A 15942-nucleotide genomic window follows, 5' to 3' on the forward strand; every position below is an offset into this window, starting at 1 on the left:
CTTCGCCATGGCGGCAAAGGCAGCCCATCCCGACGATCAAGTCGTGTGTATCGTGGGCGACGGCTCGGTCGGGCTGAACTTTACCGAGTTCGATTCCATGGTACGACACGGACTGAACGTAGTAACCGTGGTCAACAACGATCAGCAGTGGGGCATGTCGGCGCATGGGCAGGAGTTGATGTACGGCAAGGAGCGGCAGGTCGCGACCCGGCTCGGTCCGACGCGTTACGACCTAGCGGCGGCGGGCTTCGGCTGTTACGCCGAACACGTCGAGCAGCCCGGCGATCTGGTCCCCGCGCTGCAGCGGGCCCTGGCCAGCGGCCGCCCGGCCTGCGTGAACGTCATGACCGACCCCTCGGTGATCGCCCCAATCACGCAAGTGATGGTCAAAGGTGCAACCGCGGGGCAAACCACTTTGCCCTACTACGGCACGCGCGAGCTGTGAGCGCAGGCTCCTAGCCTGGTTGATTCAGAAATCGCTGCACGTGCTCGACGTACTCAGCAACGTCGCGGACAGCTGCGGCGGCCGCCTCGTGCACGCGCTCGGCGTCGATGTCATCGTACTCGTGCGGTTAGCTCAGGGCTCGACCCCAGCAGGGCAGCGGTGTGAAGCATAGAGCCGTTGGGTGGTGTCGGTGGTGTCCGGGACCGCGGCAAGCCGCCAGCGCGACCGCGGCGGGCCCGAGGCCGTGGGGTTGTGGCGGCTCACGACCGTACGGCCTTGCCATTTGCCTGCGCGCGTCAGGGCAGCAGTTCACGCCGCGCAGACGAAGTCGTGTAGTTCGCAAAAGCCCATCGCCTGCAGTGCTTGCCGAATCTGCCGGCGCGGTTGTGCCCCGGCCACCGAGGCGATCAGGCGGTGGCCGTGCAGCGCTGCCAGCGCTTGCGGGCTGATCACCGCAGCGCCGTGAATTCGGTTGCCCAAGCGGCCGGCATGTACCTCGACGATGTGCGAAGGCCGCTTGCCGTGTGCCAGCAACGCGCGCCGCAGCGCCCGGCCGGTGTCGCCATAGCCCCAGAGAATATAAGTGTCGTGCCCGGCGAGGAACTGCGCGGCAAGAAACGCCGCTTTGCACGGCGCGAAGCGATCCAGGCCGTAGACCGGACTGGTGCGCGATAGCCTTGCCGGGCGATCGCGCCAGCAGAGCAGCCGGCGCGGCACCACGCTGATTTCGTAGCCGGCGGCCAACAAGCGTAACAGCAGGTCGTAGTCTTCCGGCCAGCCCGCATCACGGTAACCGAATTCGACAAGCAACTCGCGCCGGATCACCAGCGTTGGATGAACTATCGGGCATTCGACGAACGCCTCTTCGCGCACCCGATGCGCGGAATCGATGTTGTTCAGCCAGCGCTCGTAGGCGCGCCGGCCAGCGCGCAAGCCGTCGCGCGGGAATAGCCGCACGTGACAGCCGACGGCGGCCAATTCCGGCGTCGCCTCCAGCGCCCGCACCTGCACCGCCAGGCGCTCGCGGTGCATCACGTCGTCGGCATCCATTCTGGCAACGTAGCGCCCCCGGCAATGCGCCAGGCCGGTGTTCAGTGCCGACACCAACCCTAGATGCGGTGCCGGAATTACCTCGAAGCGCTCATCACGCGCGGCGAAGTGACGGGCGCAGGCGAGCGTGCCATCGCCTGAACCGTCGTCGACGATCACGCACTGCCAGCCCGGCTCCGCCTGCCGCTGTACGCTGCGCAGACAAGCCGGCAAGGTTGCAGCCGCGTTGAAGGCCGGCAGCAGAATCGACACCAGCGGCGGGCGCGCCATTGCCGCAGTTCGTAGTCCAGCCCCGCGGTCCTGGCAACTCCGGCACCCGGCGTGCACCTGCCTTGACGAAGCGGCGTGCTAGCGACTATCTGGGGCGTATGCTTGGCGGCCGATCAGTGCCACCACCGCCGACGCGCCACCCTGACGATGCTGGCGCGCGCGATCATACTGAAAGGCGGTCGGGCAGACTGGTGGCGGTGATGTTGGTGGCTGTCGTTGGCACTAGCGCGGCTGCGGGCGCGGCACCAAGAGTGCTGCCGCTGGCGCAGGCCCGGCGCTCGCAGACCCCGACAACAGTGCACGCCGATGCACGTCTCGAGGCGCTGGCGAAGCGGCTGCGACGGGCACGCGCTGGTGCCGTCGACGGCGCCCGGCGCCGCGTCGCGTCAGATGTTGCCGGTGGGGCGCAGCGGGCCTTGGCGCAGCTGCACCACCGCCTGGGCGGAGCGCTGACCCTGCGCCTGCGTCCGGGGGTGGGTACGCCGATGCAGATCGGCGGCGGCGTGCTGCAAGCGGCCACCGGCGACACCGCCGCCACCGGACGTGCCTTTCTGCGAAGCAATCGTGCACTGCTCCGCCTCGACGAGCCGGACCAGGAGCTGGCGTTGCTGCGCGAGGAGCAGGATCACCTCGGCCGCCGCCACCTGCGCTACACGCAGTTCTATCAAGGCCTGCCGGTCTGGCCGGCCGAGTTGATCGTGCATCTCGACCGCGGCGGTAACGTCGATCTCGTCGATGGCGCCTACGTGCCGACTCCGCGGCAGGTGGCGCTCAAGCCCGTGCTCGGCGCCGATGCCGCGGTCTGGCACGCCCGAGCCGCGGTGGCCGGCGCCGCCGGCGCGCGGGCAGGCGCGGCCGGCTTGATCATCTACGCGGCCGGCCGCCGGGCGCGTCTGGCCTGGCGCTTCGAGCTCACCGCCTCCCTCAGCGCCCGCTGGCTGGTGGTGATCGACGCCGTCGACGGGTCGTTGCTGGCCGCATTGAGCCAAGTGCAGGACAGCAACGTGCACGGCTCAGGTGAGGGGGTTTTCGGCGACACCCTGCCGCTCGAGGTCTGGCGCGAGGGTAGCACCTTCTACTTGGCCGATACTAGCAAGCCGATGTTCGATCCGAGCTCGAGGCCGCCGCAGCCGGAAACCACCCGCGGCGCTATCATCGTGCTCGATGCGCAAAACCAGCCGCCCAGCGACGAGCCCGAGGAATTCCCGGACCTATTCCACGTCACCTCGGACAGCGCCACTTCCTGGAGCGTGCCCGATGGCGTGAGCGCGGCGTTCGGCCTGGCGCAGGTGTACGACTACTACCGCGAGCGCCACGGGCGCAACTCGATCGACGGCGCGGGCGGCTCGATCCTGGCGGTCGTACGCCTGGGCCGGGACTTCAACAATGCCTTTTGGAACGGCGCGCTGATGGCCTTCGGCGACGCGCAACCGTACGCCGGCACCCTGGATGTGGTCGGTCACGAACTCACGCACGGTGTTACGGAATACACCGCGGGCTTGGTCTACCAAGACCAGCCGGGCGCATTGAACGAGGCGTTCTCCGATATCTTCGGCGAGGCGGTCGAGACTCGCACCGTCGGCGCGCCCGACTGGATCGTCGGCGGGCAACTGCCCGACCCGCTACGAAGCATGGCCGACCCGGCCCGCTTCGGTGATCCGGCGACGATGAGCGAGTATTACGTCACCGAGCGCGATCACGGCGGCGTCCACACCAACAGCGGCATCATCAACCACGCCTTCTATCAGCTCGCCGAAGGGTTGAGCGGCGCGCTCGGTATGGCCGATGCCGAACGGATCTTCTACCGCGCGCTGGCGCTGCACTTGGTGGCGAATTCGCGCTTTGTCGATGCCCGCCTGGCGTGCATCGCCGCCGCCAAAGACCTGTTCGGCAACGATTCGCGCCAAGCGCGCAAGACCGCCGAAGCCTTTGATGCCGTCGAGATCTACGACGGCCGCGGCACGCCGCTGCCGGCGCCTTTCCCCCCGGTTGCGGGCGTGGACGCTACCCTCTTTCTCTTTTACGACGGCAACGCCGAAAGCTATTTCCTCGGGCGGCGCGAAGAGGCCCTCGGTGATCCGAGCGCAGGCGTGCAGCTGCTCGAGCCGCGCCTGGCGCCGGCCCGCCCGTCGGTGTCGGGCGACGGCAGCTTCGCGGTCTTCGTGAACTCGGAGAACGACGTGTGCTTCGTCAATACCGACGGTAGCTTCGTCGATCCCGAGGCCGGCACGCCCGAGCGCTGCCTCGGCTTTCCCGGCCTGGTCAGCTCGGTCGCCGTCGCTCCTGACGGCAACCGCTTCGGCTTTGTCCTGCTCGACAACGAGGGCGAGCCGGAAAACCTGATTCGGGTGATCGATACCGCCGCCGGCTCGACTCGCACTTTCACGCTGCGCGCCCCCACCCACGACGGCGGCGCAATCGACAGCGTGCGCTACGCCGGCGCGATGGACTTCAGCGCCGACGGCCGGCTGCTGATCTATGACGCCTTGAATGAAATGCGCGTCAGCGGCGGCGCGGCCGTCTCCGCCTGGAGCATCTACGCCCTGGATCTGAGCGACGAAACCACGCTGGCGATCGTGCCGCCGGTGCCGGGAATGGATGTGGCCTACCCGGCGCTGAGTCAGACCAGCGATGACTTCATTACCTTCGACGCCTATGACCAGGAACGCGAGCAGTCAACGGTGATGGCCGGCAGCCTTACCACCGGTGACTTCAGCGAGATCGCTGTCGTTCGCGGTGGCTACGGCGCACCCGGTTACAGCGGCGACGACGGCGCCATCGTCTATTCACAGGCGAGCGACACCGCGACGGAGTTCTCCCTCATGCGCCAGCCGCTCGCGAGTGATCACCGCACGCCGTTGGGTTCACCGGTAGTGTGGGTGGAGAATGCCGACTACGGCGTCATCTATCGCCGGGGCAGCTTCGTCGGCCCCAGCCGGTGCATCGGCGATTGCAGTGGCGACGGCGAGGTCACCGTCGATGAGCTGGTCAAGGGCGTCAATATCGCGCTCGGCCTCGCGCCGCTCGGCGATTGCCCATGGTTGGACACCAATGCGGACGGCGAGGTCACCGTCGACGAGCTGGTCGCCGCCGTCAACGCCGCGCTCGGTGGATGCGCATAGGCGGCAGAGAAACATCAGTGCAGGAGGGCGCCGGCGCGCTCGAGGCTCCAGAATGCGGCCAGCGCACCCATCGCGTACACCGGAGCCTGCCCGAGCCAGGGCGGCATGCGCATGATCAGGGGACGGCTTACGCGGCGCAATCTCAGCACAGCGGCGACGAACAAGAGCTGCCCGGTTTCGATTCCCACGTTGAATGAAGCCAGGCTGACCGGGATCTCGCCCGCCGGCAGACCGGCATCGCGCAACCCGCCGGCAAAACCGAACCCGTGCAGCAGGCCGAAGGACATGGCCATCAACCACGGACGCCGCCGCATGAAACTCGACTCGACGCCGCCGCGCGCCAGCTCGACCGCGAGCAGAAACACACTCGCGGCAATGCCGAGTTCGATGTAGCGAGGGGAAAAGGCGACGACACCGAGCATCACCAGCGCCAGGGTCAGGCTGTGGCCGAGGGTGAAAGCGGTCACGGTTGCCGCAACCGGGCGCAGTGTTCCCGCCAACAGCAGCAGGCCGAAGACGAAGAGCAGGTGATCCGGCCCGGTCAGAATGTGCCGCAGCCCCAAGCTCCAGTAATCCCACACAACCGCCGCGCGCCGTGGCGCCCGCGGAATCGTGAACGCGGGCTGCCGGGCGGAAAGCACCGCCTGAAACGTGCGGCCGTCTTGCAGCTCGATGTGGACGATGGCGGCCGTGGCTGACTCGGCGAGGCCATCGACACCCACTTCGGCGCCCGCGACACCGCCCGCCCCACAATCGACCGTCCACTGCGCTCGAAAGCTCGTGTCATCGACCTGCGTTTGCCGCGGCGTAACCACCCGGCAGTGATCGGGCAGCACCGGTCTCAAGTCGGCCCCGCGAACGCGCACGCTCGGTGTCTTCCACAAGACCTCGGCCCGCCCATCGGGAAGCGCCGCGATCTTGAGCAGCGACGGCGCCAGCGGATGGGCCTGAATACCACCTGCTAGAAGGAGTGCAATTCCGAATCCGAGTGCGAGACAGCGGATGCGCATGCTGCGGTTACCCAGCGGGCTTGTAGCGCAGGCTGCCAGAGCGCTCAACTGATCACGAGGAACGTCGGCCGAATCGGCGCCTGGACCGGCGCGCTGGCCCTCCAATTTCAGCTGCACGGGGACGATCTATTGCGTAGTCGATCAAGCCGCACCTCCGCGGCATGTCTTGTCGGTTGCAACCGGTGCCGAGCGGTGCCAGTATTCTTCACGGTGCGAGTGCGAAATGGACACAGCCCTGCAACCCGGGCGCATTGAGTACCCGGAACGGGATGGGAAACCCGTGGGAGAGACCGACTTCCACATCGCCGTCATCTTCTACCTGCGACAAGCGCTGGCTCTGCACCTGCGCGATCAGCCCAACATGTACGTGGCTGCGAACATGTTCCTCTACTACGAAGAAGGCAATCCCCAGGCGGTGGTGTGCCCCGACGTCTTCGTCGTGCGGGGTGTGCCCAAGCGCAAGCGGCGCACGTTCAAGACTTGGGAAGAAGGCGCCGGACCGTGCGTGGTAATCGAGGTGACCTCCCTTAGTAGCCGCATTGAGGACCTGGGCAACAAACGTGCGCTCTACGAAATGCTCGGGGTCCGCGAGTATTTTCTCTACGATCCCATGGGCGAGTACCTGCGTCCCGCGCTACGGGGATTTCGGCGCGTCGGAGAGCAGTTTCGCGAGTTGAAACCGGCTGCAAACGGCGCATTGCGCAGCCTGGAGTTGGCTCTGATCCTGCGGGCTGAGGGCGACAGCTTGCGGCTGATTGACAGCGTCACCGGAGAGAAGCTTCCAGGGTTGGACGAGGCGGTGGATCTGGCCCGCGCAGCGCAGCGACGCGCCGAGGCGGAGGCCAAGCGGGCCGAGACCGAGGCCAAACGGGCCGAGACCGAAGCCAAGCGGGCCGAGACCGAAGCCAAGCGGGCCGAGACCGAAGCCAAGCGGGCCGAGGATGAAATAAAGCGAGCCGAAGCCGAAGCCAAACGCGCCGATCGAGCGGAACGCGAGCTAGCCAAGCTACGGGCCCAACTTCAGGGCCGCGGCAAGCGGCCGTAACACGTCCCCGGAAGCGGTCATCCGCAGCGGCTGCTCCGCTTGGTTGATTACTTCCTCATCCTTGCGCGCCAAAGAATTTCCAGGCACCGGCTTGATAAGTTCATTACGGACTAAGGGCGAATTCCCTTGCCAAATTCGCCGGAGTGTGTCAGCCAACCGGCCGGCGGTGAGTTTGCGACTATGGTCCATGAAGCCGATTTCACCACACGAAGTGATGGCAGCGGCAAGGGGTTTCGCCTGCTGGCTTTGGGCGCCCTGCTGATGGGCCTTGCTGCCTGCGGTGGGGAGGTGCCGGGCACACCCGAGCCGGAGCCGACACCGCCGTGGCAGAGCACCGAAACCCGCGAGCCTTGCGACGCTTACGATCCGCTGCGTACCCCGTTCTTCGGTGACCTTCACATCCACACCGCTTACTCGGCCGACGCTTACATCTTCGGCACGCGGGTGGACCCGCGCGGGGCTTATTCATTCGCCAAGGGCGGCACGATTGCTCTTTCTGATGACCAGGAGGCACAGACGCGTTCGGCCCGGATTGATCGGCCGCTCGACTTCGCCGCCGTCACCGATCACGCGGAGTTCTTCGGCGAGGCGCGACTCTGCACCACGCCCGGCTCGCTGTTGTTCGATGACGAACTGTGCGGCGATCTGCGCAAGTCGGAATCTCCCGAGGAGCAGTCGGTCACCACTGCGCGCTGGCTCTTCCCGGCGGGCATTCCATCCCCGCCGCCTTCGCTACCCTTTTGCCAGACCCCGGGCGTGGACTGCGATGCCGCCGCGGTCTCGGTGTGGCAGGACGTGCAGGCGGCCGCCGAGGAGGCCTACGACCGCACCTCGGCCTGCTCGTTTACCACCTTCGTCGGCTACGAACACACCAGCTCCCCGCGCGCGCGACACCTGCACCGCAACATCATCTTCAGAAATCATCGTGTACCGGCCTTTGCCGCCAGCCACCTCGAAACCGAGTCCGGCGGGGTACCGCAAGGCCTCTGGGCTGCCATTGAACGTGACTGCTTGAATGCGGGTACGGGCTGCGAGGCGCTGCTGATCCCGCACAACTCGAACCTCAGCGGCGGCGAACGCTGGCAGGAGCCGGCCAATGCCACCGAGGCCAGGCGCCGCCAGCTGCTCGAACCGCTGGTCGAGATTCACCAGCAGAAAGGTAACTCGGAGTGCCGCTTCGATCGCCTGGCGGGAAGCGGCGCCGGTACCGCCGACGAGCTGTGCACCTTCGAGCAGCTGCTCCCCGCCAATGACGCCCCGTTCGAAGCCCCCCCGCCGATCGACCGCTACCCGCAGCGCAACCTGGTGCGCAATACGCTGAAGGAAGGGCTGCGCTACGCGCAACGCGAAGGGGTCAACCCGTTCAAGCTCGGCTTCGTCGGCAGTACCGACACCCACAATGCCACCGGCGGCAACACCGCAGAGACCGACTGGGAAGGCGGGCATGGTAACGGCGACTCCAGCCCACGAGTGCAGATTGGACGCGAGATGAGAACCAACCCGGGCGGGCTCGCGGTCGCTTGGGCCGAGGAGAATTCTCGCGACGCCATCTTCGCGGCCTTGGCCCGGCGCGAAACCTACGCCACCAGCGGAACCCGGATCACGGTGCGATTCTTCGCCGGCGACTACGACGGCTTGACGTGCGCGACGCCCGACCTCGTCAAACAGGCGTACGCGCGCGGCGTGCCGATGGGGGGTGATCTCACACTGCGTGACGACGCGGCCTCCCCGCGCTTCCTGGTGTGGGCGGTGAAGGATTCGGGCTTGCCAGAGGCTCCCGGCACGGATCTACAGCGCATTCAGATCATTAAAGGCTGGGTGGACGATGCCGGGGGCACGCACGAAGCCATCTTCGATGCCGCCGGCCGCGCCGATAACGGCGCCAGCGTAGCCCCCGCTACTTGCGCGCCGGTCGGCAGCGGCGCCCGCGAGCTTTGCGCCTGGTGGACGGACCCGGCTTTCGACCCGCGCCAACACGCCTTCTACTACGCTCGCGTGTTGGAGAACCCCACCTGTCGCTGGAGTACGCGGGTATGCAAGAGCGTCGGCGTCGACCCGTTCTCGGCCGGCTGCTCGCGGCAGGCAGAGGTAGCCGGCGCCGCGTTTACCCAATGCTGCCTCGGCCCCGGTAACGATGCGTATATGGAGCCGGTGATCCAAGAGCGGGCATGGACGTCGCCGATCTGGTATCGCCCGGAGCCCGGGCCGTGAGCAACCGCGGGCGCAGTGCCATGCGGCGGATCTTGCGCGCTCCCGCGCTGCATTTCTTTCTCATCGGTGGTGCACTGTGGGCGGCACTGGGGGGCTCCCGCCCGGGTGACTCGCCGCGGGTGCGCGAACCGATCGTAATGACTGTGGCCGATATCGCCAGGCTGCGGAGTGTCTGGGCCGAGCAATTCGGCAGGGTTCCCGATCCGCAGGAGGAGGCACGGTTGATCGACGAAGCCGTTGACGAGGAGGTGTTGTATCGCCAGGCGCTCGACCGCGGGTTGGATCGCCGCTTACCGCAGGTGAGTGACCGCTTGGCGCGCCTGGCGCGCTTTGTCGACGAACAGCTGCCGGACGAAAACGGCGCTCCGGAAGCCGCTGCGCGCCAGCTCGGGCTCGAACGGCACGACCTGGTGATCCGCCGCCATCTGGCGCAAGTAATGCGGTTGATTCTGAGCCGGCCGCTGCCGTCGGATGAGCCGAGTGCGGCGGAGCTAGCGGACTTCTACGCCCGGCGCTCCGAGCGCTTCGTCTCGCCCACGATGGTTCGGTTGAGTCAGGTCTATGTCAGCCGCGAGCGCCACGGCACCGGCGCGCGGGAGGTCGCCGGGCGCCTGCGCGAAGAGCTGCGGCAGACCGGGGTTACGCCCGACCGCGGTGTGCTGCCGGGAGACCCGTTCATTCGCGGAGCGCACTTTGGCCTGCTTCCCAGGCAGCAGGTTGCCCAGATCTTCGGCGCCGAGTTCGCCGCCGCGATCGACGGGGCGACGGCCCTGCAGGCGTGGTCGGAGCCGATCGAGTCGCCCTACGGGTTTCATCTCGTCTGGCTGCACCAGCGGCGGGAAGCCGAGGCGCCGGCGTTGGAGCGGATTCGCAACCGCGTTCTGCACGCTTATCTATCCGAGCGCCGCGGTAGACGGCTGCGGGAGGGCCTCGATCGGTTACGCGAGCGCTATGCGGTTAGAGTTGAAGGCCCAGCCGCATGACCAGATGCCCGCGGCTGACGGCCACGCGAGGGCTTGCCGTGGCGCTTCGGCAGTTTAAGCGGAATATTGCCCTGCCGCTCATCAGACGCAGTCTGACAGAGCACTCTCACCATGGCGCATGGCCTCTTGCATGCGCTTCGGTTTAACCGAGCGGGCAAATCTCTACTACCCACTTGGTCGGCGATTGACTACTTCTCCTCTCATATGTGAAGTGTTATGCCAGCTACCCGATGAGTGACGGTCCGGAAAACGATATGGCTAGACATGAACCCAGCCCATCCTTGCGGCGTCCGCTCCGGCGCCGCCGTTTCAGTGCCAGCTGGAGTCTAGTGCTGGGCGCTGCCGCGGTCATGCTTTGGGGGCAGGTGCCACGAGCACTGGCGAGCCCATATCCGCCCTACTGGAGCGGCGGCTCGGGTCCGGCGGTGCATTACCAGCCGGTGGCGTGGCCGAGCGAGGGCGCCTGGATCTCCTATACGCAACAGGCCAATACCATCAACGACCAGCGGACCATGGACCCGTCGAACGGTGGCACGCGGCCGCAGAACTACGTCAATGTCGCCTCGAACTGTTCCGATCAGGCGCAGCCGAGCGTGTACTGGCAGTTCGACGGCACCAACCAGGTCCTGTTCTTCCGCTGGCGCGTGGAGCAGATCGCCAACACCTACGGCACTGGCCCAAGCCCTGGGAGCTATAGCTCGAGCGATCCCTGGAACTCAGCGCAGTGGACGGTATTGATCGACACCGACGGCGACGGCTTTCGTGATTTCGCCGTGCACCTCGATGGCTCGAACGGCAGCCCCTCACAGCAAGTCGATCGCCTGGTCGGCGTGTGGAGCCCGCTCAAGAGCCAGTCACTCGACTATCTCGGCGATCCCAGCAACATCCATGCGGTGGCCCACAATCCGACCGGGTTCGTCGATCTGGCGACCAGCCGGATCTTGAACTTCCAGAACAGCCTCACGCCAACCACCAGTTGGCCGAACGGCAGTTCCGAAACCGTGTGGGACTACGGCACTTCGCGCTCCCGCAACATCAGCACTCCGGGTTGCGACGAATACGTGGTTGATTACCAGATCCCGCTAGGCTTGCTCGATGCCTCGGCTTTCGGCGGCCCGACGATTACGCCCACCACCCCGTTCGCCATGGCGTTTGCCACGGCGAACAGCTTACAGAACCCGCTGCAGAAGGACTTTGTCTACCAGGGCGACTTCATTGCCGACCCCAGCCGCGAGATTCCCGGTGGCGATATCATCACACTCGACGGCGGCACGGTGCAGCAGCCACTGGTTACCGAGGTCAGCGCCAGCGGGTGCGGCCCAGCCGCGCTGACGGCGCAGGTCACCGACAGCCTTACCGTGGTTGGCGGGCAAGCCGTCACCTCCGTGGCCAACGTGGACTTCTATTACTATTACGACGCCAACGCCGATGGTGTCGCCAATGACGTTGGTTCAGCTTGGACCCTGGCGGCGGCAGCCAGCACCACGGACAACCCGATCGGCACCTGGACGGCGTCGTGGAGCTCAGCGGCGCTGGCGCGCGGGCGCTACCTCATCGCCGTCCAAGCGCTCGATGACAAGACCCTCAACAACCCAACCACCAAGGGCAACCGCACTTACTCGTACCTGACCAGTGCGGAAGTCACGGCGCTGGGTTCGCCGCCGGCGGATGAGAACTGGTTCGCCAATCCCACGCCGATTCCCGGTGTAGTGATGGCTGGCAGCTTCAACAACAGCTGTGGCGCCGCACCAGCCTCGATCAGCCAGTCTCTCAGCGCGAGCGAGGTGGTGGCCGGGGATCCGGTCCAAATCACAATTACCATCACCAATCCCACCGGCAGCGCGATCACGGTGAGCAGCATTCAAGACGTGCTGCCGCCCGGTTTCACTTTTGACAGCAACGCGGGCGGTACGCTCGGTGCGCCCACTTCCTCGCCCTCGGCGGGCGCCGGCGGCACGATCAGTTGGACCTTCGCCCCGGCCACCGTGCCGGCGGGTAGTTCGCGCACGTTCATCTTCAACGCCACCTCGTCGTCGGTGCTGGGCACCTACACCAACGGCGCGAGCGCATCGACGAGCGCGGGCACGCTGACGGCAGATCCGGCGCAGATCGGCGTGCGCGGGCCGACGCCGCCAAGCCTGACCGTCGCCAAGGCCGCCGACGTCACCAGCGCCAGCCCGGGGGACACGGTCACCTACACCATCACCTACGCCAACGACAGCTCGATCAACGTCACCGGTGCCGTGATCAGCGAGACACTGCCGGCTGGGCTCACCTTCGGGGCGTTCGTCGGCTCGCCACCTTGCACCGAGACCAGCGGCACCATCAGTTGCCCCGTCGGCTCGATCGCCGCCGGCGACGGTCCTTTCACCATCAGCTTCACGGCCACCGTCAACACTCCGTATGCTGGCGCTCACCCGCTGGTGGCCACAGCCACCATCACATCCAACGAGACTACGCCGGCGAGCGCGAGTGCCTCGGTCGCCATCAGCGGTCCGGCGTTGTCACTGCAAAAAGCCGGCGATAAGCTCCAGGTCAACCCGGCCGGCGCGGCGCCGGCCAATCAGGTGGTGTTCACCATCAGCTATCGCAACACCGGCACGGCGGCCGCCACAAGCGTAACCATTAGTGATCCGGTGCCGAGCGGGTTTACCTTCCTGGCCGGCTCCTCGTCGCCATCCTGCGCTCTGGGCGGCAGCACGGTGACATGCAGCCTCGGCACAGTATCGGCCGGCGCCAGCGGCTCGGTGACCATCGCCATGCAGGCTGGCAATCCCTTCACCGGTTCGAACCCGACGACGAATACTGCCACCATTACTTCCGCCGAGACCGCCGGCGTGTCCGAGAGCTTCCAGGTCGGCATTACCGGCGCCTGCACCAGCTCGACTTACTATTTCAGGCGCACCACCCTCTCGCCCGCACCGACGCCGACGCCAACCCCGTTCATCGCTGACACCACCGCGCCGACCAACCCCACCGCCTACACCGTGACCCGAACCTTGGTCGGCAGCACGACCGTCGAGCTGACCCGCTTCTATCAAGACCCGGCCCCGGCAACCGCGCTTAGCCTCGCTTCCGTCTCCTACAGCTACTACATCAACAAGACCGGCTCGCCGCAGGCCACCTTCACCATCTCGCTGTATGATTACAACCCGGCCACTGGCACCTCGACGTTGTTGGGATCGGCCACCAACACGGCCACCGGCAATCGCACCAACGAGTTGCTCACCGGCAGCATCACGCCGAGTGCCGGGCTGACGTCGGGTCACCGCTTCTTGTGGGTGATCACCGCCGTCACTAACCACGCCAGTCAGACCAATGATCTCGGCGTCAACTTCGACGGCACCTCCAGCCAGAGCCAGTCGGCAATCTGCACCAGCCCGCTATTCCTCGTGCTCGACGAACAAGTCGACAGCCTGGCGGTCTCGCCTGGCGGCAGTCTCCAGTACACCATTCAGTTCGGCAATCCGGGCAATGCCAACACCAGCGGTTCGCAGATCACCGACACCTTGCCCACCGGCACTACGTTCGTGAGCGCGACCCTCAACGGCAGTCCGGCTACTCCGGTCGGCGGCAGTTGCCCGGCTAACGTCTGCACCTTCAATGTGAACTCCACCGGCCAGGCCAGCGGCGTAATTGCTGCCGGCGGCTCCGGCTCGCTGGTCGTCAACGCCAGCGTCAGCAACCCGCTGGCGCCTAGCATCACCACGCTTACCAATCCGGTGTCGCTCGATAGCACGCAGACCGATCCGGTCACCGATTCGGTGACCACGACGGTGTTGCGTCCGAACGTCACCGTCAGTGTAGCAGCCAGCGATACGCTGCTGATTCCGGGCGACATTGTTACTTACACTATCACCGTCCTCAACAGCGGCTCGGGCACTGCGACCAACGTGTCGGTCTCGGATCTCATGCCGGTGACCGGCTATTTCACCTACGCCGGTAACATCAGCGGCGGCGATGCGCGCAATGACAGCGGCAACCCGCTCACCTGGACGATCAATACCCTGGCCGCCGGCGGCAGCGCCACCTTGTCGTTCCAAATGCAGGTGGCCGGCGTTGGTGTGCCTAGTGGCGTCACCACGCTTGATGACTCGGCCACCGTCAGCGACGCGGAAACCACCGGCTCACGCACGAGCAACACGGTTACCGTTGCTATCACCAGCAACCCCAACCTGCAGCTTGCCACCAGCGTGTCCGACGTAAATGGCGGCGCCGTTGAGCCGGGCGACCAGCTCGTCTACTCCATCACCCTCAGCAACGTCGGCGGCAGTGACGCAACTGACGTGCTCGTACGCAACCCGATCCCGGCCGACACGACTTACGTGAACGGCACGCTGGTCTACCAGAGCACGGCGCAGACCGATATCGTCGACGCTGATGTGGCCAGCTTCGATGGCGGCGCCAACCGCGCGGTCTACTCCATCGGTACCTTGCCCGCGGGGGTAACGCGCACGATGCAGTTCACTGTAACCGTCGACTCGCCGTTGCCCGCCGGAACCACGACGATCACCAGCACCGCGACTGCCACCGCCAGCAACGCCGCCAGCAAGCAGGACTCGGTCACGGTCAGCGCCAGCGCGGCGCCGGTGTTGGCTCTGACGCTCTCGGCACCGAACTCGGTGGCCTTCCCGCTCACCACGCTCGCCGCTGCCGCGAGCGCCAGCACCACCATTACGGTTAACTCCACCACCTACATCGCCATTGGCGACGTCGTCAGTGTCAACGGCACGACTGCTACTGTTACCGCGATCAGCGGCAACCAGCTCACACTCGATACCCCGGTTACGGCCCCGATCAACACCCAGGTTCTGCCGACCTTCGAGTACGTACTGACTTACACCAACAGCGGCGACGCCGACGCCTCGGGCGTTACCGTGGAAAACCCGCTGCCGGCAGGGCTCAGCTTCGTCTCTGCCGACAACGGTGGCACCTACGCTCTAGGCACCGTCACCTGGAATCTGGGCACCGTCGCCGCCGGGCAGAGCGGCGTGCTGCACGTCCGGGTGAGCCCCACCGCCGCGGGCACTTATGTTGACACGGCAACGATAGACAGCAACGAGACTACCTCCAGTAGCTCCAACACCGTGACCACCAACGCCGGAGCGCTCACCCTCGACGTGGCGACCACCACGCCAGCGGTGGTGAACAGCGGCAGCGGCACCACGGCCACGTACGTGATTACGCTGACCAACCAGCTCCCCAGCGCTGCCACCGGCGTGACGATTACCGACTTGCTTGCGAGCGGGTTCTCTTACGCCGGCCCGACCACCTTCGGCGGCAGCGGTACCTGCCCGGCGCCGCCACCGCCCACTGCCGGTGACACGCAGCCGCAGTGGGGGCCGTGCAGCATCCCCGCCAACGGCAACCTGACCATCACGTTCGTCGCCGACATCGCCGCCAGTGTCGGCGCCGCGACGTACCAAGACGGCGCGCAGGCGACGAGCACGAACACTGCGGTGTTGCCGTTCGACGAACTGGCAACCTCCGCGGAGGACGTGACCGTGTCCCTCCCTGCACCGACGGCAACCGCAACGGCGACGCCAACCGAAACCTACACCGCGACGCCAACCAATACATTGACGGCCACGCCGACCAACACGCCGGTCGATACGCCGACGAACACAGCGACGCCAACCGAGACCTACACCGCGACGCCGACCAACACGCTGACGGCCACGCCAACCGACACGCCGGTCGATACGCCGACGAACACAGCGACGCCAACCGAGACCTACACCGCGACGCCGACCAACACGCTGACGGCCACGCCAACCGACACGCCGGTCGATACGCCGACGAACAC

The 15942-nt window shown here is 66.3% G+C and carries 8 protein-coding genes; 6 read left to right on the plus strand and 2 right to left on the minus strand.

Annotated elements, in window-relative coordinates; all coding sequences use genetic code 11:
- Window positions 1-445, plus strand: a 445-nt coding sequence (locus HY699_08345) for a thiamine pyrophosphate-binding protein (GenBank protein MBI4515809.1), incomplete at its 5' end; no start/stop codon positions are given.
- Window positions 446-754: 309 nt separating this feature from the next.
- Here HY699_08345 and HY699_08350 read toward each other — a convergent pair.
- Window positions 755-1765 (minus strand): glycosyltransferase family 2 protein, encoded by a 1011-nt coding sequence (locus tag HY699_08350; protein MBI4515810.1) that lies wholly within the window; start codon window positions 1763-1765, stop codon window positions 755-757.
- A 206-nt stretch (window positions 1766-1971) separates the two neighbouring features.
- Here HY699_08350 and HY699_08355 point away from each other — a divergent pair, with 206 nt between their 5' ends.
- Entirely contained in the window at window positions 1972-4887 is a 2916-nt protein-coding gene (locus HY699_08355; GenBank protein ID MBI4515811.1) for a M4 family metallopeptidase, read from the plus strand.
- Between the two features lie 14 nt (window positions 4888-4901).
- On the opposite strand, the gene HY699_08360 is transcribed toward HY699_08355, so the two are convergent.
- Entirely contained in the window at window positions 4902-6014 is a 1113-nt protein-coding gene (locus HY699_08360) for a HupE/UreJ family protein (protein MBI4515812.1), read from the minus strand.
- 106 nt (window positions 6015-6120) lie between these two features.
- Between HY699_08360 and HY699_08365 the strand changes: the two genes are divergently transcribed.
- From HY699_08365 to HY699_08380, 4 genes are all read left to right on the plus strand, one after another.
- Window positions 6121-6942: a Uma2 family endonuclease gene (locus HY699_08365; GenBank protein ID MBI4515813.1), complete on the plus strand. Its 822-nt coding sequence runs from the start codon at window positions 6121-6123 to the stop codon at window positions 6940-6942.
- Window positions 6943-7203: 261 nt separating this feature from the next.
- Window positions 7204-9153 (plus strand): DUF3604 domain-containing protein, encoded by a 1950-nt coding sequence (locus HY699_08370; GenBank protein ID MBI4515814.1) that lies wholly within the window; start codon window positions 7204-7206, stop codon window positions 9151-9153.
- Window positions 9111-10136 carry a peptidyl-prolyl cis-trans isomerase gene (locus tag HY699_08375; GenBank protein MBI4515815.1) on the plus strand — a complete coding sequence of 342 codons (1026 nt, stop codon included), beginning with the start codon at window positions 9111-9113 and terminating at the stop codon, window positions 10134-10136. Before HY699_08370 ends, HY699_08375 begins: the two co-directional genes overlap by 43 nt.
- Window positions 10137-10390: 254 nt before the next feature.
- A partial coding sequence (locus tag HY699_08380) for a DUF11 domain-containing protein (GenBank protein MBI4515816.1) occupies window positions 10391-15942 on the plus strand: 5552 nt, incomplete at its 3' end.

The organism is Deltaproteobacteria bacterium (assembly GCA_016210005.1).
GTDB lineage: Bacteria > Desulfobacterota > Binatia > HRBIN30 > JACQVA1 > JACQVA1.